20 protein-coding genes and 3 pseudogenes are annotated in these 18,863 nt (G+C 56.4%); 15 read left to right on the plus strand and 8 right to left on the minus strand.

Going from position 1 to position 18,863, the window contains the following annotated elements; genetic code table 11:
• Nucleotides 1-257 precede the first annotated feature (257 nt).
• A complete protein-coding gene (locus HDF09_RS15265; protein ID WP_183767811.1) occupies nucleotides 258-437 on the minus strand; it encodes a hypothetical protein in 180 nt (59 codons plus the stop codon).
• A 507-nt stretch (nucleotides 438-944) separates the two neighbouring features.
• Between HDF09_RS15265 and HDF09_RS15270 the strand changes: the two genes are divergently transcribed.
• The 6 genes and pseudogenes from HDF09_RS15270 to HDF09_RS21380 all read left to right on the plus strand — a co-directional run.
• Entirely contained in the window at nucleotides 945-1,421 is a 477-nt protein-coding gene (locus tag HDF09_RS15270) for a nuclear transport factor 2 family protein (RefSeq protein WP_183767813.1), read from the plus strand.
• 223 nt (nucleotides 1,422-1,644) lie between these two features.
• The gene (locus HDF09_RS15275) at nucleotides 1,645-2,493 is read left to right on the plus strand and encodes a hypothetical protein (protein WP_183767815.1); all 849 of its coding nucleotides are present in this window, start codon (nucleotides 1,645-1,647) and stop codon (nucleotides 2,491-2,493) included.
• A gap of 287 nt (nucleotides 2,494-2,780) precedes the next feature.
• Nucleotides 2,781-3,521, plus strand: coding sequence for a hypothetical protein (locus HDF09_RS15280; RefSeq protein WP_183767817.1), 741 nt, complete (start codon nucleotides 2,781-2,783; stop codon nucleotides 3,519-3,521).
• A gap of 173 nt (nucleotides 3,522-3,694) precedes the next feature.
• Entirely contained in the window at nucleotides 3,695-4,495 is an 801-nt protein-coding gene (locus tag HDF09_RS15285; RefSeq protein ID WP_183767819.1) for a hypothetical protein, read from the plus strand.
• Between the two features lie 43 nt (nucleotides 4,496-4,538).
• Entirely contained in the window at nucleotides 4,539-5,069 is a 531-nt protein-coding gene (locus tag HDF09_RS15290) for a hypothetical protein (protein ID WP_183767821.1), read from the plus strand.
• A gap of 245 nt (nucleotides 5,070-5,314) precedes the next feature.
• Nucleotides 5,315-5,956, plus strand: a pseudogene (locus HDF09_RS21380) (HTTM domain-containing protein); the annotation flags it as partial.
• Nucleotides 5,957-5,993: 37 nt separating this feature from the next.
• Here the strand turns inward: HDF09_RS21380 and HDF09_RS20855 are convergent.
• A complete protein-coding gene (locus tag HDF09_RS20855) occupies nucleotides 5,994-6,419 on the minus strand; it encodes a hypothetical protein (protein ID WP_260181335.1) in 426 nt (141 codons plus the stop codon).
• 128 nt (nucleotides 6,420-6,547) lie between these two features.
• Here HDF09_RS20855 and HDF09_RS15300 point away from each other — a divergent pair, with 128 nt between their 5' ends.
• A complete protein-coding gene (locus tag HDF09_RS15300; protein WP_183767832.1) occupies nucleotides 6,548-7,087 on the plus strand; it encodes a PEP-CTERM sorting domain-containing protein in 540 nt (179 codons plus the stop codon).
• Nucleotides 7,088-7,365: 278 nt separating this feature from the next.
• Here the strand turns inward: HDF09_RS15300 and HDF09_RS15305 are convergent, their stop codons facing one another.
• Entirely contained in the window at nucleotides 7,366-7,659 is a 294-nt protein-coding gene (locus HDF09_RS15305) for a DUF1330 domain-containing protein (RefSeq protein ID WP_183767834.1), read from the minus strand.
• 202 nt (nucleotides 7,660-7,861) lie between these two features.
• Here HDF09_RS15305 and HDF09_RS15310 point away from each other — a divergent pair.
• Together HDF09_RS15310 and HDF09_RS15315 are read left to right on the plus strand one after the other, a co-directional pair.
• Nucleotides 7,862-8,424 (plus strand): annotated as a pseudogene (locus tag HDF09_RS15310) (DUF4188 domain-containing protein).
• A gap of 262 nt (nucleotides 8,425-8,686) precedes the next feature.
• Complete coding sequence (locus HDF09_RS15315; protein WP_183767836.1) at nucleotides 8,687-9,118, plus strand: hypothetical protein; 432 nt, start codon at nucleotides 8,687-8,689, stop codon at nucleotides 9,116-9,118.
• A gap of 23 nt (nucleotides 9,119-9,141) precedes the next feature.
• Here HDF09_RS15315 and HDF09_RS15320 read toward each other — a convergent pair whose 3' ends face one another.
• Nucleotides 9,142-9,549: an STAS domain-containing protein gene (locus HDF09_RS15320; protein WP_183767837.1), complete on the minus strand. Its 408-nt coding sequence runs from the start codon at nucleotides 9,547-9,549 to the stop codon at nucleotides 9,142-9,144.
• Nucleotides 9,550-10,003: 454 nt separating this feature from the next.
• Here HDF09_RS15320 and HDF09_RS15325 point away from each other — a divergent pair, with 454 nt between their 5' ends.
• The 4 genes from HDF09_RS15325 to HDF09_RS15340 all read left to right on the plus strand — a co-directional run bounded on the left by HDF09_RS15325 (nucleotide 10,004) and on the right by HDF09_RS15340 (nucleotide 14,347).
• Nucleotides 10,004-10,786, plus strand: a complete 783-nt coding sequence (locus HDF09_RS15325; RefSeq protein ID WP_183767839.1) for a coiled-coil domain-containing protein — start codon at nucleotides 10,004-10,006, stop codon at nucleotides 10,784-10,786.
• Between the two features lie 2 nt (nucleotides 10,787-10,788).
• Nucleotides 10,789-11,577, plus strand: a complete 789-nt coding sequence (locus HDF09_RS15330; RefSeq protein WP_183767841.1) for a tetratricopeptide repeat protein — start codon at nucleotides 10,789-10,791, stop codon at nucleotides 11,575-11,577.
• An 806-nt stretch (nucleotides 11,578-12,383) separates the two neighbouring features.
• Nucleotides 12,384-13,499 carry a beta propeller repeat protein gene (locus HDF09_RS15335; RefSeq protein WP_183767843.1) on the plus strand — a complete coding sequence of 372 codons (1,116 nt, stop codon included), beginning with the start codon at nucleotides 12,384-12,386 and terminating at the stop codon, nucleotides 13,497-13,499.
• A gap of 215 nt (nucleotides 13,500-13,714) precedes the next feature.
• Nucleotides 13,715-14,347, plus strand: a complete 633-nt coding sequence (locus HDF09_RS15340; RefSeq protein WP_183767844.1) for a serine/threonine protein kinase — start codon at nucleotides 13,715-13,717, stop codon at nucleotides 14,345-14,347.
• Here the strand turns inward: HDF09_RS15340 and HDF09_RS20860 are convergent.
• The 4 genes and pseudogenes from HDF09_RS20860 to HDF09_RS20875 form a co-directional block, all read right to left on the minus strand.
• The gene (locus HDF09_RS20860; RefSeq protein WP_311719658.1) at nucleotides 14,344-14,526 is read right to left on the minus strand and encodes a HAMP domain-containing protein; all 183 of its coding nucleotides are present in this window, start codon (nucleotides 14,524-14,526) and stop codon (nucleotides 14,344-14,346) included. The two genes, HDF09_RS15340 and HDF09_RS20860, sit on opposite strands and share 4 nt — an antisense overlap.
• 155 nt (nucleotides 14,527-14,681) lie before the next feature.
• Nucleotides 14,682-15,146: pseudogene (locus tag HDF09_RS21165) on the minus strand (Tll0287-like domain-containing protein); the annotation flags it as partial.
• A 102-nt stretch (nucleotides 15,147-15,248) separates the two neighbouring features.
• Nucleotides 15,249-16,832, minus strand: a complete 1,584-nt coding sequence (locus HDF09_RS15350) for a SpoIIE family protein phosphatase (RefSeq protein ID WP_183767846.1) — start codon at nucleotides 16,830-16,832, stop codon at nucleotides 15,249-15,251.
• A 510-nt stretch (nucleotides 16,833-17,342) separates the two neighbouring features.
• Nucleotides 17,343-17,507, minus strand: coding sequence for a nuclear transport factor 2 family protein (locus HDF09_RS20875; protein WP_260181337.1), 165 nt, complete (start codon nucleotides 17,505-17,507; stop codon nucleotides 17,343-17,345).
• A gap of 266 nt (nucleotides 17,508-17,773) precedes the next feature.
• Between HDF09_RS20875 and HDF09_RS15360 the strand changes: the two genes are divergently transcribed.
• Both HDF09_RS15360 and HDF09_RS15365 read left to right on the plus strand, forming a co-directional pair.
• A complete protein-coding gene (locus tag HDF09_RS15360; protein ID WP_183767848.1) occupies nucleotides 17,774-18,103 on the plus strand; it encodes a DUF1330 domain-containing protein in 330 nt (109 codons plus the stop codon).
• Between the two features lie 127 nt (nucleotides 18,104-18,230).
• Nucleotides 18,231-18,758, plus strand: a complete 528-nt coding sequence (locus tag HDF09_RS15365) for a TetR/AcrR family transcriptional regulator (protein ID WP_221270159.1) — start codon at nucleotides 18,231-18,233, stop codon at nucleotides 18,756-18,758.
• Nucleotides 18,759-18,863 lie beyond the last annotated feature (105 nt).

The following is an 18,863-nucleotide window of genomic DNA, read 5'->3' on the forward strand; positions in this document are numbered from 1 at the left end:
CGGCGCCTTGTTATTCCCCTCCCCACAATAGAACTCTAGGAGGGTTCCATGAAGGTCAGACAATGGTCGCTCGATAAGTCCTGTGCAGTGCATTTGTTCCTCGTTCAAGCGCTCGGGGTGCACCACAGATGCGTCTGAATCGCGGTGAGATTGACGAGCAAGGCCGACTCCGCCTGGTGGGGCGCCTAAAGAGGGAGTTCAAGACCTCCAAAGGCAAGTACGTCGCACCATCGCAGATCGAAAACGTGCTTGCCCTTTCAACCATCTTTGAATCCGTCGCGGTCTTCGGCTCCGGCATGACTTGACCTTTTGCCATTACCGTTCTCGTTCCGAACAAGCGCGAGGAATCCGAGTCCCCAGCGCAACAGCAATCCATCACAACCGAAGTCAGAACCGCCGTCGAGCGCACCAATGCCCAGCTTGAGCACCATGAACATCTGCGCTTTATCGTCCTGTGCAAGTAGCCATGGACACCCGAAAATGGAATCATGACTCCTACCCTCAAGGTGCGCCGTGCCTTGCTCGAGCAGCGCCCTGAGCCAGCAATTCGCCGTTTGGGAAAAATCCGGTCGTGACGTGATATGGATCGACTCAGTTTGAGCGCGATTAAGCGTTCCGAGTACGCAACTTCCGTGACTCTGATGCAAATATTGTTGATGGGTTAAGATGCTGAAACTAAACTCTATATGACTCCGCCAACTAAACGATCGAGGAAACTTTCACACTAAGCGCAAATATGCATCGAAACTTTCATCGTAACTGGACATGTACTTTCATCGGAGTGAACCTCTCCATTGCAAGTTGTTGAATTCGAGGAAGCGAAACTTTCACTTTAAACGTCACCGCACACTGGTTGTGGGGATACCGTCAACACGGAAGGGATGCTGATTGCGACAGCATCCCTTCCGCTCACACCAGCCAGATATCAGATAGGAGATGATCCCTTGAAACTCACGAAGGTCCTTTTCTGCGCAGTCGCGATCTTTGCGTTGGGAGTGCTTCCCTTATCAGGCTATGGTCAAACCCACACCAAGCCGACCGAGAGCGAGCGCAAGGAGTTGCTCACTGTTCGCTTGCTCGTGTGGGACAGCTACTTCGACAACGATCAAAAGCAATTGAAGAAGCTGATCGGTGATGACTTCCTGACGATCAACCCTGGAGAGGAACACTGGCAGGACAAAGAAGAGTTCTTGACTGGAGCTCAGCACTTCGCCGAACATCATGGCAAGCTCGTGTCCTTGGACTTCCCGAAGACCGAGATCCAGGAGTTCGGAGACGTCGCCGTCCTCTACTCCCTCGTACGCATCACGATGGAGAGCGACGGCAAGCGGGAATCTCTCAGCTGCCGCTCGACCGAGATATTTCACAAGAGAGAGGGCCAGTGGGTGAATACGGGCGCACACGTCGACTCGGGACGATAAGCAAGACAAAACGCACGAAATAGAGAGAGTTTCTCACGCCATACCATTGGGTGCCCCATTCATGCAGTTTCATCGCATGAGTGGGTCTTCGAGCGAAGCTCGAACCGCTCTCCGTCATCCTCCCGACGTCCTCCTCCGCCTCCACTAATCACGACTGTGCTAAATTTCTAGGCCTACACACAATGGGCTCCGGGCCACGACCTGAAGTTTGTCAGGAGGTCCCATGAAACGACGCACCTTTCTATTTGCGGCTCTCTTCCTTCCAATCCTCCCAGCAACGTGGAGCCAGCAACTTGGCAAAAGGATCACAAACAAAGACGTCATCGACATGGTGGGCCTCGGCCTCTCCGACGACATCATCATCACTAAAATCCGCTCCGCCGCTGCGGGAGGAACCCTGCAGTTCGACACCAGCGTCGACAGCCTCAAGGAGCTCAAGGCCGCCAAGGTCTCCGACGAAGTCATCAAGGTGATGATTAATCCCGCTCCCCCCGCCGCCCCGGTCGTAGTCGCCGCCACACCCATCTCGAACGATCCTGGCCTCCCACCTCCGGAGGTCGGCGTCTACTGGAAGAACAGCAACGCATTCGTTCTCATCGAGGGACAGGCAATCAGCCAGGCAAAGGTCGGCGGCAAGGCCGGCAGCATGTTCACCTACGGCATGCGAAACGAACATTGGGACGCTTATCTTAACGGACCGCAATCGAAGAACGTCATCAATGACCGTCAGCCCGTCTTCTATCTCTACGTCCCTGATGGCGCCAGCGCATCCGACTTCATCCTGATCATCCTCGAAAAGAAAGGGAACCGCAGGGAGTTCCAGATAGGAAGCTTCGGTGGTATCACTGGCGGCAAATCAGGCGTCAAGCGGGACAAGGAGGTCGCCTTCACCGCCGAGCACGCAGGAATCAGGACCTACAAGATCAAACTGGACGCAGCCATGAAGCCGGGAGAATACGCCTTCTTCATGGGCACAGGCCAGCAGGCAACCATGGCCGGAGGTTCCACAGGAGGAGCCAGGTCGGGAGGCGCCGCCGCCGGAAGGATCTACGATTTCAGAATTCCGGAGTGACCCAAGAACCCTCCGCGACGCCGCACCGTCTTTGCATCTCGGGTGCTCAACCGGAGCGACACTACTCCTTCACTTTGCTTTCGCGCACGATAAAACGAGCACGTTTAATGCTATGGTGCTTCTTCCCAAAAAATGCATTGACAGGGCAATAAAGTATCAGGCAGTGTGTTACACGCTGAGGTGGTGGCCTCAGATTGACTTAGCTGTCTAGTCTTCCTCCGCGATGCTAATTACCCAACGGTCCCGGGCTCCCACTGATGACGTCTGTTAACTCCGTGAGGTGGATCTTGATATTTCATCATGGCAATCACCATCGTGTCGTCCTCAGACAATCAATCACCTGGGGTCTCGTCTTCACAATATGCGTGAGCATAATCCGGTATGGGAGCAGCCAGACCGGCAAAGCTCCGGAAACCAAGAGTATCGTCGCCAGAATCCATGCCACCGGCATCGTCTTCAACACCACCGACCCGAAGCTCAAACGAGAGATGCTTGCCATCTCGAAGAAGACGCCAGCCTCAAGTTATTTATTTTCCGCGAAGGATCATGAATCGGATCGCCCCGTCCTGACGGGCCGACTTGCATTCTCCGATGTCGTCCAGACCGGGATGGCTGTCAACTCCTCCAGATCGGCGCTGATAGGAACAAAGGGCGCACTCATAACTGATTACTTCGCCATCAATTCCATATTCTCCACGGTTGTTATCAACACCATACACAGCATCAGCGCGATCGATGGCAAAAGCGATGCGAGTACTACGGGCGACGCAACCATTACCGGAGATAACAGCACCACGAATACCACTGCCATCAGCTCCGCAGGCAGCTCTCTAGGAGACGGTTTGGACACCCGTTTCAGCTTGGACAACCGTTCTAGAATCGCATTGGAACAGTATGTTGATGTCATCGCTTCGGTCGATCACGGACTCTATAATGCTTATTTGGTCGACGGAAAAGGTCAGATCTTCGACCTCGACGGTCACCTCATGAAAAAAGATGACATTCGCTTCCGCAGTCAGCAGCCATGAAAAATGGCAAAATAAACCTTGACATGCAGTAAACCGTCAGGCAGTTTACCAGTATGCTGAGGTGGTGGCCTCAGTTCGGGCCTGGGAACTTTCATTTTAGTGTCTCAACGGATTACTACCGGCCCCGGGCCCGACTCCGATCAAGGAGTCCCAACACTCAGTGGAGGTAGATCATGTCCTCTGAACTACGAAGTTGCCAATATGCCATCCTGAGACGCTCCGTTCTCTGGTGCGTCGTATTCACCGTATGCGTGACGGTAATCAGGTATGGAGGCAGTCAGACCGGAAAATATCCGGGAGCCAAGGGAGTCGTTGCCAAAACCCGAGCAACTGGCATCGTCTTCAACACCACTGATCCAAAGCTCAAACGCGAGATGCTTGACATCGCAAAGAAGACGCCCTCCTCCAGCTATCTCTTCTCGGCTAAGGATCGCGAGTCTGATCGCCCTGTCCTGATGGGCAGGTTGGCATTCGCTGACGTCGTACAGACCGGCATGGTGTTGAACTCTTCAAAATCCGCCTTCATAGGAACGAAGGGCGCAATCATAACGGACTATTTCACCACCAACTTTGTATTTTCGACGTACATTATCAATGGCACAAACAGTACAAATCAGACCAACAGTACAAATGCCACCAACAGCACGAGTGCCACCAACAGCACGAGTGCGACCAACAGCACGAGTTCGACCAACAGCACAACCGATACGACCAGTACTGTCGATACGAATAGCACCAACGAGACCAACGGTACGAGCAGCACCAACGACACCAACGGAACCAACGACACGAACGAGACTGGTCACAGTTGTCTCGCCGGCCGCTTCAGCTCTGTCCTTGAGCAGTATGTCGATGTAATAGCCTCGGTAGATCGCGGTCTCTACAACGCTTACCTGATCAATGCGAAGGGGCAGGTCTTTGATCTGCAGGGACGCCTCATGTCGAAAGAAGACATTCATTTCGGAAATCAGTAATCGGGTTACGAACCTTCTTCGATCTCGAGGACGCATAGTTCTGATGCCAGTCTATGATCAATCGCGTGTCTCCATAGGCCTATCTACCCTCAGGAACATAGGCGTTGCGGCATTGGGTTTGCTACAGGTCTTTTGTGTCTTCACCAGCACCTTCGCCATTTCGCTCGGGACAAGGTATCCCACTGCGCTTCATTGGCTCCATGCCTACATGGAACTCACCGGTACTGACAGCACCTTCAAATTCTTTGCACCTCACGTTGCCAGCCAGGCTATCGCAGAGGTAACCAGCTATAGCTCGGGAGCGGTCACGCACTTCACCCGCTACAGACGCGTTCGCAACGACGTGGACTTCAGAATAATCGCATTTAGCCTGGGCCTCATGCAGAAACAGCGCTATACCCTGCTTGGTTATGCACTGGCCGAAGATGCCATAAAGACAGACCCCGCGGTGGATCGGGTCGAGGTAAAACTAGGCTTCTGGCAGGTTCGTCCCCTGCGCGAGAGCAAAACTCAAAGTCCGCAATTCCTCGTTCTCTATCGGGGAGATTACGCCCGAACCGGGATAGGCCCATGATTACCCTTGGCGTCGCTCGCGATCACTCGATTGTTTCTGCGTTTGTTCTTATCCTCCGACGAGGCTTGACCAAAGCCGGCAAGGCATTTCTGAAATCGACAGAAAAGTCCGCATTCGCCTACCTTCGAATCGGTACCTCCCTGGTCCTGCTGACACAATGCTTCGGCGAGTCCGGAAGCCTTTTGCGCCTCTACGGCGAGCATGGTCTCCTGCCCTGGCAGATCGGAGACTATGTCGCATATCCCATGCTCCCAAGGCTTAGCGCGATTGCACATTACCTCACCTACCTTCATCTATCTTCCGACTCATCTGTCTTCCTGATTTTTGGCGTGTACGTCCTCTCTCTATTCTGTTTGTTGCTTGGCCTTGAAACTCGACTCGCCGCGTTGTCATCCTGGTTTCTGCATCTCGCTTTTATCGCCACAAGCTACACAAGCGTCTATGGTGTCGATGTATTCACTAATATCGCTCTCTTTTATTGCTTTGTTGGGCCTTCGGGCCACTGCCATTCGCTGGATAACCGCCTTCGTAAGCGGAGCTATGCTGCACTCAGAGCCACGCTTTGGCTGCGCACATTGCAGATTCATCTTTGCCTCGTGTATCTCTCTGCAGCCATTGAAAAGTCTCGAGGACGTGATTGGTGGACCGGAGAATCAATCTGGCGTGCCGTCATGCAGCCTCAATTTGGTGGAATTGTATCGTTTCAGTGGCTGGCGCACTTTCCTGTGTTCGCCGTCTTGGCTGGGTGGTCAACCCTGCTGGTCGAAGGTTTGTATTGCATTCTAATTTGGATTCCTAAAATGCGGCCGATATGGCTTTGCGCCATCATCGCACTACACCTCGGCATCGGCCTCTTTATGGGGCTGCATCTGTTTGCAGCGATCATGATCGTGCTCAGCGTCTCTGCCTTTGGATCGGAATACCTCAATCGAGCGCTCGCGTACCTCGCTGCTTTTGCTCGAGGTTATCCACGTCGATCATCCTTGCCGCCAGGTGAAGCATCAGCGCACCGATCGTGTTCGCATTCTTGTCGAACAGGTAGTCGAGCTGATCCTGCGTGAGGTCGCGAGTCGGCCCCAGCACAGCGCCCTCCATCCAGGTCAGCATCGACACCATCGTGCCGATCTGCGGGGTATACCCGGGCCTCGGCCCGATCATGTTGATCGTCGCCTTGTCATACGGCGGCGCGGTGCGCGGCATCGGCGTGCGCTTGGCCGGCGGCGGAACCGGCGCAGGCGACTGACCCGAACTGGCAGGTGGTGCAGCCTGGCCAAACAACGGCACACCAGCCGCAAGAACACCTAGAGCCGACTGAGCAAGAAACGTCCGGCGCGTGGAAGCATAGTGCATCGAAATCTCCCGTCTTTACGAGACACCAAGCTTACACTCACTCCCAGCACCGCACACATAAATTCACTTGACGCCCCCAAAAGCGAGCGCACCCTTACCTCACACCAATCCGAGAAGGGAATCCCTCCATGCGCAACGCTCTCTTCGCACTCCCGCTCCTAGCCTCTGCCCTGATCCTCCCCCGCGCCGCCCACGCCGACACCAGCGACCTCTTCACCATCACCGGCGACTCCAACACCTACACCTTCACCCTTCCGGAACAGTTCACCTTCGCCGTCCCTCTCCACCTCGTCACCATTCCGTCCCTCACCACCACCGGAACCATCGACGGAGTCGGCGGCAAAACCTTCGATGTCACCTTCTTCACCACCATCGGCAACACGGGCGAGAGCCTGAGCTTCAACGGAATCACCCTCGCCGGCCCCCCACTCATCTCCTTCGTCTCCTCCTCCGGCAACTTCGACACCGCCGCCATCGACTCCGGCTCCTACCAGTTGATCGACTACGCCAACTCCATCAAAGGCCCTGACTACTACCACCTCACCATCACCCCTGCGACAACCCCGCCAACCCCACCCGCCGTCCCCGAGCCCTCCACCCTCCTTCTCCTAACCACCGGCGCTCTGGCTCTTCTCCTCGCCACCCGCATAACGCCGCCAACTCCCTGAACAATCTCGAACCTCGACCTCTTCCACACCTAGGCTACTGCCATCGAGCGAGTCAGTCCCTCTCCCCAACGGTTCATTCCCAAAACGGGAAACCCAAAAATAAACCCAGAATCCGTGTCACATCTTTCATCACCACAAACGATGACTGCTTAATCACCACGTTTACCACGCAAAACACCACAACGGCACTACAAAAACACCACGTCTTGCACCCGGTTTTTCTCAAAAACCCCAACAAAACACCACAAACTCACCCCTCAAAAAAACTTCTCATCCGATCAAGCTCCCTCAGCAATCCGAAAATCTCTCTTCACGCCCGACCCAAGCACATCTAGAGCCTTCTTATAATCCGTGCTCTCATACGCAGCCAAAGCATCCGCATAGCTGTCAAACTCCACCACCACCGTCATCTGCTTCAACCCGGCCTCCAAAGCCGTAACCTCACTCTTCGGCGACACCAGAACCCGCGCCCCAAATGGCGCCAACGCCGCTCCAGCCAACTCCACATAGCTCTTCATCGTCGCCTCGTCACCAACCGTATGGTACGCAACCACCCAATAGCCCTTCTTCATATCGCCCTCTCTCCGATCCGTTCGCAAGTTGGATGCGACCACCGAGAATACGACTCATCTCTCCGACGGCAGGCCATAGAGGAACTCAAGCCGCGGCCCATTCCTGCAGTTTCATCCCATAAATGAGCATTCGAGCGAAGCTCAAACCCCTCACGGCATCCCCAAACGAGATCATCCGATCAGGTTATAAACTTCTGCCCATATGCCCACCATCCACGCAGGCCGCTACTCCACCCGCATCGAAGGCCCCTTCGTCATCTTCCTCATCGGCTTTCGCATCAACCGCCCGCTCGCCTTCAACAAGTGGATCCCCGTTGCCAAAGCCATGGGCCCCATGCTCCAGGAACTCTACACCAACCCCATCTCGGCTTCCTCGCCGCCCAGACCTCCCTCTACTGGCCCGGCATCACGATGATCCAGTACTGGCGCAGCTTCGACCAACTCGTCGACTACGCCCAGTCCCGCAACGCCGCCCACCTCCCCGCCTGGAAGGCCTTCAACCAGAGCGTCGGCGACGACGGCTCCGTCGGCATCTGGCACGAAACCTACCAGGTCGCCGCCGGCAAGTATGAGTCGATCTACGCCAACATGCCCGCTTCGGCCTCTCCCTCGCCGGCACCCACGAACCCGCGACCGGCCACCCCCGCGACGCCCGCTCCCGCATGCAGCCGTGACCTCTCTGTCGGCTCCCGAAACCAGCGTTCGCTTCGCTCGAATACCCACAACTCAGAATTGAGATATGGCACCCGGCAGAAGTTTTTCTGACGGATGAGTTTATGGTGTTTTGTTGGGTTTTTTGAGAAACAAGGGTGTTTCGACGTGGTGTTTTTGTGGTGAAGTTGTGGTGTTTTGCATGGTGAACGTGGTGATTAAGCAGTCATAGTTTGTGGTGAATAAAAAAGTGACACGGATTCCGGATTTATTTTCTGGGTTTCCCGGTTTGGGAATGCTCGAACCCTCCTCCCGTCCGTGCAACACGCTTCCAACCCCCTCCCCGACGCATCTAAATGCGCAGGAGGGCTCATTCGTGCGCCACACATTCCCCACCCCATCCCTCGTGCTCCTCACCTTAGCCTTCGCCATCTCCAGCCAGAGCGTCTCCGCCCAGAACACCCAGACGACGCCCACCCAAACCACTCCCGCTCCATCCCAAACCCAGCCCCGCAGCCCCGGCGGTGACGTGGGCAGCGGAGCCGGCGACATCGGCAAGGGTACCGCCAAGGGAACCGGATCCGCAGCCGAGGGTGTAGGCAAAGGCGCCGGCGATCTGGTCACCCTCCACCCCATCGACGCCGCAGGCAATGTCGGCAAAGGCGCAGGCGTAGCTGGAAAGGACGTAGGCGTCGGTGCCGCCAAGGGCACCGGCAAAGTTGCCAAGGGCACAGGCCGCGGCATCGGCAAAATCTTCCACCACGGCCATCACGACGAGAACAGCACTCCGCCCAACCCACAAAACTAAAGCCGAAGCTGGGTGCCCCAGATCTAAACCCGACTCAGCACCCGTGCCTTCACAACCTCTTCAACCGTAGCGACCCTGGGAAAGAATTTGTCTACCGTAGTCATCTCGAACAGTTGAAGCACGCGCGGACTTACTCCGGCCACAACTAGCCGAACTCCTCTGCCCTGGCACGGAACATAGTGGCTGACGATCAGCCCAAGCCCCGCGGAATCCATGTAGGGGACCTCCGTCAGGTCCAAAATATGGAGAGCGTGTTGAGCGTTGTCCACCTCCGATTCGAACGTGTTGCGAAGCGCGTTCGGTGAGAGGGCGCCGTACATGTCCCGCGCCGTAAACGGCCCTGACAAGCGAAAGATGACTGTCCCGGGCGTCTTGCCTTGATTGCGTTCAATCGTGAACTTCGAACTCTTCCACACCTGAGCTACTGTCATCGGGATCGTGGCTCCTCTTCATCCAGACCGAACGGATGGACCAGGCTGAACTTGGCTCCCCATCTTCGCACAGTCTCATCGTTACCTATCGCTGCCGCGGCTGCCAAGTTTGGCTGAATGAGTGGGTTGAGAGCGAAATCTCGGTGCCACGCAGGGCGACCAGCGCACCCGTATCCGACGCGGCGTACGCGTTATGCAGGATGCGCGGAAGGTACGACACGTCTGTGAGCAGCGGAACTGCCTCGCCTGACGTCTCTAGTTTGTTCGCGTCGAATCTTTGCCGGTACAACGGCAAAAAAAGTAGAAACCTCTGGACGGCATACGCCGGGTTGCCCGTCGCTTTGGCGACAAACTTCTTTTCCTTCGAGTCAGCTGTGAGGCTCCGGTTCTAGCCCAATCCGGTCGTTGACGGCTCCGCTCCGCTAAACTAGAGCTTGCCCTTACGGGAAGCCGTATGCCAGCCGAAATCATCCTCCAGCAAACTCCTGACGACGCCGCGCTCCTCGACAAGCGCGAGCAACTTGCTACTGTCCGCACGATGCTTGCCGAGCGCGAATCCGAGCTTGCTCAAATCCGAGCCCAACTCAAGACCTTTGAAGGTCGTTACCTCCGCCAGGTCGGCATTCTCTACGCCGAACTCGACGACCTCGAAGCGCGCATCGCCGAGCGCGAGGTCGATCTCTACGACTCCGACTCCGCCCGTCGCCGAGCCGAGGAGACCCGCCAGCGCGCGCAGGAGACCCACGATGCCGCATTCGGTGATGCTCGTGAAGCCGAAGAGTTCGACCCACCGCCCAGCCTTAAGACTCTCTTCCGCGACGTCGCCAAGCGCATCCATCCCGACTTCGCGCGCGACGACGCGGAGCAGAAACACTTCACTCTGCTAATGGCTCGCGCCAATCAGGCTTACAACCGCGGCGACACAGAAACCCTGCAGCGTCTGCTGGACGATCACCGCGAAATCAACGCCTCCATCGCCGGCGAAGGCGCCGCTGCCGAGCTTCTTCGCATCACGCGCCAGATCCAGCACGCCGAGCGAGATATCGCAACGCTCGATGCCGAGCGGCACACGTTGCTCGCCGGCGAACTCGCCCAACTGCACCTCGCCGCCGAAGCCGTCGCCGCCGAACACCGCGATCTCCTCACCGAGCTTGCCGCCAGCCTTCGCGAGCAGATCGCCGATGCCCGCCGCCGCTTCGAGCTTATCGACCGCCAGATCAGCGCGCATGGAAGATAAAGATGGAAGATAAAGCCAAATCTGGCCTGCAGCACATCCCTACGGGCGCCACATTGTCGCTCCATTCCACGCGCTCCAGCATCATCGCCCGCGGCCGCCGCGATGCCGCCAACGCAGCCTCCAACCCGCACTACCGGCAGGCTGTCACCGACTACAACTCTGGCAGCTTCAGCGAAGCCGCAGCCGGCTTCCGACTTGCTGCCGAGCAAGGCCATGCCGAGTCGCAGTACCTCCTCAGCACTCTGTACGACGCGGGTCAGGGTCTGCCGCAAGACGACACTCAGGCCGCATATTGGGAGCGCAAGTCCGCCGAGCAAGGCCACGCTTACGCGCAGGCCAACCTTAGCTTCCGCTTCTACGCAGCTGACGACTTCTCTGAAGCTTTCGCATGGTGCCAGCGCGCCGCTCACAGTAACCTCGCCTGGGCGCAATACAACCTCGGCCTCATGTATCGCAAAGGTGAGGGAGCCGCACAAAGCAATACTGAAGCTGCCCACTGGTATCGCCTGGCCGCCACCCAGAACTTTCCCGAAGCCCAGCAGAAGCTGGCCGACCTCTACTACACCGGCCAAGGCGTCCCGCTCAGCTACACTCAGGCCGCCGCGTGGTATCGCAAAGCCGCCGATCATGGAAACGCCGAAGCCCAGTTCCAGCTTGGCCACCTGTACGCCATCGGCCAGGGCGTAGAGCACGACTACAGCCAGTCCCGTCACTGGATTCGTCAGGCTGCACTCCAAGGCCACGAGCAGGCACTCCGCGAACTCAAGCGCCGAGAGTACCGCGATCCATAACTCACGTAACCTTTAGTTGCTCGGACCAAAGCACAACGTTCTTCTAGGCTGTACTCTTATCTCGGCACTATCCTAGGGGTGGCGAAATGGCGATGAGACTCTCAACGCAATCTTTCGGATCAATTGCGGTTGCAGCCGCACCCGCAGGCGCCACTCCGTCTAACACAGCATTTACCCTGACATCCAGCGGAGGACCTTTCTGCATCCTCGGGTTCTACGTCAACGCAGACAAATTGGATGCGTCGGTAGCAGGACTGGTCCAAATTGAGCTGAGTCGGATCAACGGAGAGGGAGTTGTGCACCCGGCCGTGGAGATCGCTGAAGGTATATCCCTAAAGCCGCAGGACCTCGTAGTCAGTTATGGATCAGTGATGAGTTCTTCGTACAGCCTCTCATTTCAGGTTACTCAATGGCCTGCGGCTAGCGGCACAGGCTCGTCGTTCAACATAGAGGGAACGATCGTTTTTCTCGCAGACGAAACCGTTACACTCGCGGTCACTGTATCCGAACCTTAGACCGAGACCGCATCAAACAAGACCGCTGAGACGGAGCGTAGTGTCCAGTCGGGCCCCGCAATTCAGATCGGTCAGTCGCCACATATCACCGATTCACCTACAGAACTCGGATTTGTACCGGAAAATCGGATTCTCGGTAAGTGATCCCAGATATCCTCTTGTAGCTTCAACACTCGATGATCTGCACCGGCTCCGCCCAGTCGCAGTAATCAGGTGCCCTGATTTGACGCGGCTTCCGCGGCGTTCCTATACTTCATCACGCTCGAAACGGCGGTTCAAGGAGGGAAGTCCATGTCAAAGCGTTTGCTGTTGTTCGTTCTCTTGATTGCCGCCGCTACTGGCGTGTATGCACAAGAAGCATGGAAAGGTCATCAACCCACTCTTGTTCCTCAGCAGAGCGGCACGACGCAACTGCTGATTGCCGTCAGTCCAGTGAACTCCCGCGTAGTGTGGGCAGCGGGAGCCAGTGGTACGTACGTGGTTACGACCGATGGCGGTTCGACCTGGAAGTCCGGAGTCGTGCCAGGAGCTGAAGGTCTGCAATTCCGCGATGTCCAAGGCGTTAGCGATCGGGTTGCTTATCTCATGTCGATCGGGAACGACACCGGAGATTTTCGCATCTACAAGACGGAAGACGCCGGCGCGCACTGGACCATTCAGTTTACGAATAAGACGGCGAATGCCTTCTATGACTGCTTTGCGTTCTGGGGGCCGGATCGCGGCATCGCGCACAGCGACTCAGTTAACGGAGTATTTCCTGACATTCGCACCAGCGATGGTTCGACCTGGCAGTCGATCGCCCGCAGTATGCCACCTGCGTTGCCAGGCGAAGCATCGTTCTCGTCCAGCGGAACCTGCATCACTACAGAAGGATGGCAAAACGCCTGGATCGCCACCGGCGGCTCAAGCATAGCTCGGATACTGGCGACTCGGGATGGCGGCTACACCTGGAATGCGTATGACACTCCGCTGGTGAGCAATGCTAATGCGGGCGGCTTCTCGGTAGCGTTCCGCGATCCCTGGCACGGCATTGTGGGTGGCGGCGACTTGACCACGGACAGCGCTGCTCAGGCGGCAACCTCGGATAATGGCGGCCAAAGATGGACGCTAACCACCAAGCCCCCGATTCCAGGAGCGATCTTCTGTCTCGCCTATGTGCGTGGCGTTGAACATCGGGACGATTGGCGCCATCGCGACGACTTCGGCCGTGAACACGACCGAAGTGTGGTGATCACGACAGAGACTCAGCCTAACTTCACCTCCGGCGCAGCAGCCTGGAGTCCGGACGAAGGACAAACCTGGATCAAATTGCCGGATGTGAGCGGTTATTGGGCGGTCGCTTTTGCAAATCCAGAAGCTGGATGGTTCGTCGGCAACAACGGGCAGATTTTGAAGATTAGCTTCTAGTGTCCTGATCTCTTTCCCACGAAGACAATGGTGCTTAGCTTTCAACTGTATGGTGTCCGCTCTCCTTTTCGCGGAGTTCCATCTGAGTTCGGCTCCACTCGTTTTAGGAAGCCGCGTCTCTTTTTTTACGAACCTCGGCCCAGTCGCGTTGGGGTTGCATTATGGTGTTTTCATCACATAAGTGAGGGCTGGCGCTAGCAGCCTCCGACGCGCGGTTGACGATGACCTGGGCGCTGGTGGGATCGATGCACTACATAGCGCCGGAGCAACTATCGGGCGAAGGGCACGATGCGCGGTCGGATATGTATGCGGTGGGTGTGACTCTGTACGAGATGATTACGGGCAGACTACCGATTGAAGGCACGAATTACGCGCAGGTGATCGGGGGGCTTCTGCAGCACCGCCCGGTATCGCCAAGCCAGACTAACCCGCTGATACCACTAGAGTTTTCCGCCATAGTGATGAAGGCGCTCGCTAAAGAGAAGCGAGAGCGGTGGCAGAACGCGAGAGAGTTTCTCGCAGCGCTGGATGCGTCACACCTGGGCCACGCTTCGGAGTTCAGGGTTGTTTCGCTTTCGACGCGCGAGGTGACTGGTGCCGCACAGGGAGGAGTGATTGGTGAGACATCGAAGTACGAGCCAGATCAGTTGAGCGAGATTACGCTGAAGCTCGCCCACTATGTCGGTCCTATCGCGGGCGTGTTGGTAAAACGCGCTTCAAGCAGTTCGAATGATCTCCAGTCGCTGGTGGAGCTGGTCGCGCAGGAGATTGAGGAGAAGGATGCGAGGCAGAGATTTCTCTCCTCGGTTAGCGGAAGGTTTCGCAAGAGCGGCGTGTTGTATAGCTAGCCGAGCATTCGCAAAGCCTTCACGACGGTGACTACCAGGCGATTGAAGGATGCCGTGAGCTGTGCCATCTCATCCTTGCCGCGAACGGGTAGTCCGGCCTGGTCGACCTGGCCAAGACTGACACGGTCGGCGACGGCAGAAAGCTTGCGCAGGGGCAGGATGATAAGGAAGTAAAGCACAAGATCGATAGCGAGCAGAATTGCAGCGAACGTCGTGGCGAGAGACCAAATGAGGGTCTTGAAGGCCCTTGACGCAATCTGGATAGGGAGGCCATGGGCACGGAGACGATCTGGGCACCAACGATTTCGTTTAGTTTCCACCCAAAACCGTTCGTTGATCCGTACTTTTGGATCATGGTTTTTGGAGCAGCAGAGGGCAGTGAGTGGCACTCCCGACAGCTTGCCTCCGTCTTGATAGGGTGAGCTAGATAGAGCGAGGGGCCAGTAGCGGTTTCACGCTCGCCGACGAACTCCTTCACGTCGGGCTTGTTGCGAAAGGCATCAATGACATCGGCCTCCCAATCGACGGCACGGTCCTGAAGGTTTGTAGGGTTGAGCGTGGCTTCCTGTACATGTACTCGGGAAACTTTTGGCGGAGGTGAGCGAAGGTGACCGTCGCCCCATAAAACGGAATGGCCTGCGGGAGAAAGGTGTGTCGCATGGCTGGGGCGGTGACGATGATTGGTGTGAGTTCTTCCGTAGTGTAGTCGCGTGTGGAGCTTGCGCTCCGGATTATAAGTTCGGCTTGCTGCAGGACCTGGGCTCGCGCATTGTCGATGAGGAAGGAGTGAGCGACCCACGAGACAATGGCGAGACCGATGGCGACAACGGCGAGGACAATCAGATTGAATTTCAGCAGAAGTTTCATGGTTTCTCCAACAGACGCGTTGTTGCTTAGGGCGTCAGGCGGTTCTGTCGATGACCAGGAGGGTGCAGTCGTCTTGCGTAGGGGCACCCTCGCAGAAGCGGAACATGGCAGCAAAGGTGGTCTGGATGGGGTCTGGGGCCGAAAACTCGCGCTGGCGTTCGATGGAGCCGAATTGCACACCTTTGGGGTTTTCGGCTTCGCTGACACCATCGCTCTGGAGCACGAGACGTGCGTGAAGAGGCAGAGTAAAGGAGATGGAGTGGAAAGTAGCGTTGTGGAGAAGGCCAACGGGGACGTCGCCGCCGAGAATGGGAGTGATCGTTCCGTCTTCAAGAATGAGAAGAGGAGAGACGTGCCCGCCGTTGACTAATTCGACCTCGCCATTTTGTTTGTAGTGGAGGGCAACGAGGGTTACATACTTCTGGCCGTAAACTCGGGAGCACAGAAAGGATTGGACGGTGGTGACGGTGTCGACCAGGGATATGTGGCTTCGGGCCTGAGCGTACATCATGCCTTGGATAATCGAAGCGAGCAAGGCAGCAGGCACGCCTTTGCCGGAAACATCGGCGACGATGGCGACGAAGCCGTTCTCCAAAGGAATGACATCGTAGAAATCGCCGCCGACTTCTGTACAAGGGATGGTCTTCGCTGCGATCTTGGCGTAAGGAAAGGTAGGAAGATGGCGAGCTATGATGCTCTGTTGGATAGAGGCAGCGATTTCCATCTCCTTGCGGAGAAGTTCGGCGGCGCGCTCGGCCTGAACTAAGCGGGCATGTTCAACAAGAGTTGCTGCCTCGGTCGCGATGGCGAGGAGGATATCGCGGCCGACGCTGTTGAGAGTGCTACTCCGGAGGCGGCTGTCGAGGTAGAGGAGGCCGAGAAGACGGCCGGAGTTGCGACCACGCAGGGGAATGGCGATGACGCTGCGGAGCTCGTGGGCGATGACGCTCTCGCGACCGACGGGCTGCCCTTCGCCACTGACGTCGCCGAGAATATACTCCTGTCCGGACTCGGCTGCATCGCGGACGATTGAGCGCGAGATCTTCGTATCGTCGAAGATTTGCTGGCCGTCGCGATCGAAGCCACACTCAAAGGAAAGGCTAGCGGGACCATCGCCAAGGAAGACAAAGCCGCGCTCGGCTTGGGTGAGTCGCAGTGTGTACTCAATCATCGTGCTGAAAATGTCTTCTAACACGCTGGCGTTGTTGAAGCTCTGCGCAGCCTGGAGGAAGAGGGAGAGCTTCTGAAGCTCGGAAGTGGAGACTCCGGATGCCATCTGGAGGAATAGAGCGATGGTGGACGTGTGGCCAGCAGAGGTGACAAAGAGGAGGGTGGCGCCGGATGGGCCGAGCTTGATGTGATCTCCGGAACGAAGGCGCGCAGTGTCCTTGCGGATGTCGTTAACGAAGGTTCCGTGGCGACTGCCGAGGTCCTGAATGAAGAACCCTTCTGCGTCCTCGTAAATGTTGGCGTGTTCGCGTGAGACCTGCGAGTTGGTGAGATAGAGATCACGATCCGCCTGACGGCCGATCGTGAAAGGCAGGGAGTTGATGGTTACCGTTTGCGTCTGGTCTATTTCACGAACTACCAGGCGGGCTGGATGTTTGATGGTCTCCATAACGAAGTAACGTATTGATCGGACACCCTCATTTAATCGTAGTACGGCGCCAAACGCTAGTGGATGAAGTCTAACACCAGAACCGAGGCGGACGGTTGTTCGGAAGTAATAGACGACCGGGCAAAGTTGTTGATTGAGGGCCAGCTGAGCGCATGGTCAAGGCCGGGGATACTTCGCATTTCGGCTGCACCCAGGCGCAACCATAGCTAGTACCTCCTTGACCTGTTAAAAAGGTTGTCGAACACCTTCAGGACGATTGCGTTATTTTCGGCTGTCACTTGGGGAACGTGTCGCCGAACATGGGATGCCCGCTCCTGGACTGTTCCTTTGTAGCCTCGTCCTGAATGACATCCCAGTGTTCGACGAAAACACCGTCTTCCATTCGGACGATGTCCGTTATGATCCAGTTCGCCGGAAACCCCAAACCCGAGTAACGTCCGTGCGCGATCACGTAGTCTCTTTCGGCCAGGATTACCCCAGGCTCGTACTTGGCCGTTGAGGGTAGGCTCTTTACCAGCCCGAGTAGACCTTCACGACCTGGGGGATGTGTGCGCTGTGCTGAATGTAGTTCGGTGACCAGAAGCGTTTCGCTGCCGCGTAGTCACGCTTGTTGAAGAGAGTGTCGAATGCTTCGAGCACGATTGCCTTATTCCGCTCTGGGGACGAGTTGCTCATTGTTTCTCCTGTACTTGTGAGGGACTGATCTGCGCTTTCACTCCATAAGAGTATTAACATAATCCAGAAGTTGCAAAGTATTTTGTGGAAACCTTCTTTAGAACATTTATCGCGCTCCATTCAAGAGAGCGAAGTATTTGCTGCTTATTATCAAGGTGACGATTTTGTTGCACCCCAGACTAAGCGGTTTTCATCGAAGTAGCGTAGATTATGATAATACTCTAGAAGTTCTTGCTACCCTTGGCGAGAGAGATCACGAGGAAGCTATGAGCGCCTACGTAATTGTCGAAGCAACAGTTGTTGACGAAGAATCTCGCCGCCGCTATGCCTCCCAGGCCGAGCCGCTTTTGCGGGAAGTCGGTGCCGAGGTGATTGCCTTTGGGCCGTGGCAAGTCCTATCCGGTGAGCCCGCGTTCAACGACGGCATGATTATTCGGTTTCCGGACAATGAAACTGCCTCGGCTTGGTATCAATCGCCCGCCTATCAAAGCCTCCTGGAAATCCGCGCTGCCGCCTTCGATTGCCGTTTCCGCCTTGTCAATGAACGTCGAAGGGCGAAAGACTCTCACGAGAGGGTTCCTCCGGAAGGTAGTTGAAACCCCGATAGAAACCCGCACGTTGCGGAGGTTAGCGATTGGAGCGAGCCATGCGGACTCGGGGAAGAAATGGTGATGGTAGATGGGTTATTCGAAGAGAGATAAGGCGGAGACACACACTCGGATCGTGAGCGTTGCTGCCAAGAGGTTTCGTGAACTCGGTCTCGAAGGCATCGGCGTTGCCGATGTAATGAAGGAAGCCGGTGTTACTGTCGGCGGCTTCTACAAACATTTCGATTCACGCGATGAACTGGTGGTTGAGGCGCTGGCCACCGCATTCCAGGACCTTGATCGCTGGGAGGAACACACTGACACTTTAGCGAAACTTCTAGAGAATTATTTGTCCGAAGGACATCGGGATGCTCCGGGAACAGGCTGCGCTTTGGGCGCTTTGCTCGGTGACATGCCTCGGGCGAGTCGATCGGCGAAAGCCGTGTATACCGCCCGACTCAAGCGCAGCTTGGCATACTCGACGGGCCTTGTTCCGCCAAATGCAGCCCCCGATCGGCGCGCCCGTTCGATTCTGATGATTAGTGCGATGCTAGGAGCGATCAACCTGTCTCGTGCCGTGTCAGACCCAGACCTTTCACTAGAGATTCTCCAACGCACTCGTGATCAGTTAATCGGTTTGAACAAACCCGCGAAAGCGCATTAAACGGCTGAAGTACATGAGAAAAACTGAAGTGCCATGTCTACCGTACGAGTCAATTCGGCTCTGCCTGGGGTGCTGGGGATTGCCGTGGAGGCAAAGGCGTTCTCT

The sequence above is a fragment of the Edaphobacter lichenicola genome (assembly GCF_014201315.1).
Taxonomy (GTDB): Bacteria; Acidobacteriota; Terriglobia; order Terriglobales; family Acidobacteriaceae; genus Edaphobacter; species Edaphobacter lichenicola_B.

Excerpts from the sequence above, each read along its gene's own strand:
- HDF09_RS15290 (WP_183767821.1), top strand. The coding sequence starts at position 4,539 with ATGCCAGTCTATGATCAATCGCGTGTCTCCATAGGCCTATCTACCCTC.
- HDF09_RS15300 (WP_183767832.1), top strand. The coding sequence starts at position 6,548 with ATGCGCAACGCTCTCTTCGCACTCCCGCTCCTAGCCTCTGCCCTGATC.
- HDF09_RS15335 (WP_183767843.1), top strand. The coding sequence starts at position 12,384 with ATGTCAAAGCGTTTGCTGTTGTTCGTTCTCTTGATTGCCGCCGCTACT.
- HDF09_RS15360 (WP_183767848.1), top strand. The coding sequence starts at position 17,774 with ATGAGCGCCTACGTAATTGTCGAAGCAACAGTTGTTGACGAAGAATCT.
- HDF09_RS15265 (WP_183767811.1), bottom strand. The coding sequence starts at position 437 with ATGTTCATGGTGCTCAAGCTGGGCATTGGTGCGCTCGACGGCGGTTCT.
- HDF09_RS15330 (WP_183767841.1), top strand. The coding sequence starts at position 10,789 with ATGGAAGATAAAGCCAAATCTGGCCTGCAGCACATCCCTACGGGCGCC.
- HDF09_RS15305 (WP_183767834.1), bottom strand. The coding sequence starts at position 7,659 with ATGAAGAAGGGCTATTGGGTGGTTGCGTACCATACGGTTGGTGACGAG.
- HDF09_RS15325 (WP_183767839.1), top strand. The coding sequence starts at position 10,004 with ATGCCAGCCGAAATCATCCTCCAGCAAACTCCTGACGACGCCGCGCTC.
- HDF09_RS15275 (WP_183767815.1), top strand. The coding sequence starts at position 1,645 with ATGAAACGACGCACCTTTCTATTTGCGGCTCTCTTCCTTCCAATCCTC.
- HDF09_RS15320 (WP_183767837.1), bottom strand. The coding sequence starts at position 9,549 with ATGACAGTAGCTCAGGTGTGGAAGAGTTCGAAGTTCACGATTGAACGC.
- HDF09_RS15285 (WP_183767819.1), top strand. The coding sequence starts at position 3,695 with ATGTCCTCTGAACTACGAAGTTGCCAATATGCCATCCTGAGACGCTCC.
- HDF09_RS15350 (WP_183767846.1), bottom strand. The coding sequence starts at position 16,832 with ATGGAGACCATCAAACATCCAGCCCGCCTGGTAGTTCGTGAAATAGAC.
- HDF09_RS20875 (WP_260181337.1), bottom strand. The coding sequence starts at position 17,507 with ATGAGCAACTCGTCCCCAGAGCGGAATAAGGCAATCGTGCTCGAAGCA.
- HDF09_RS20855 (WP_260181335.1), bottom strand. The coding sequence starts at position 6,419 with ATGCACTATGCTTCCACGCGCCGGACGTTTCTTGCTCAGTCGGCTCTA.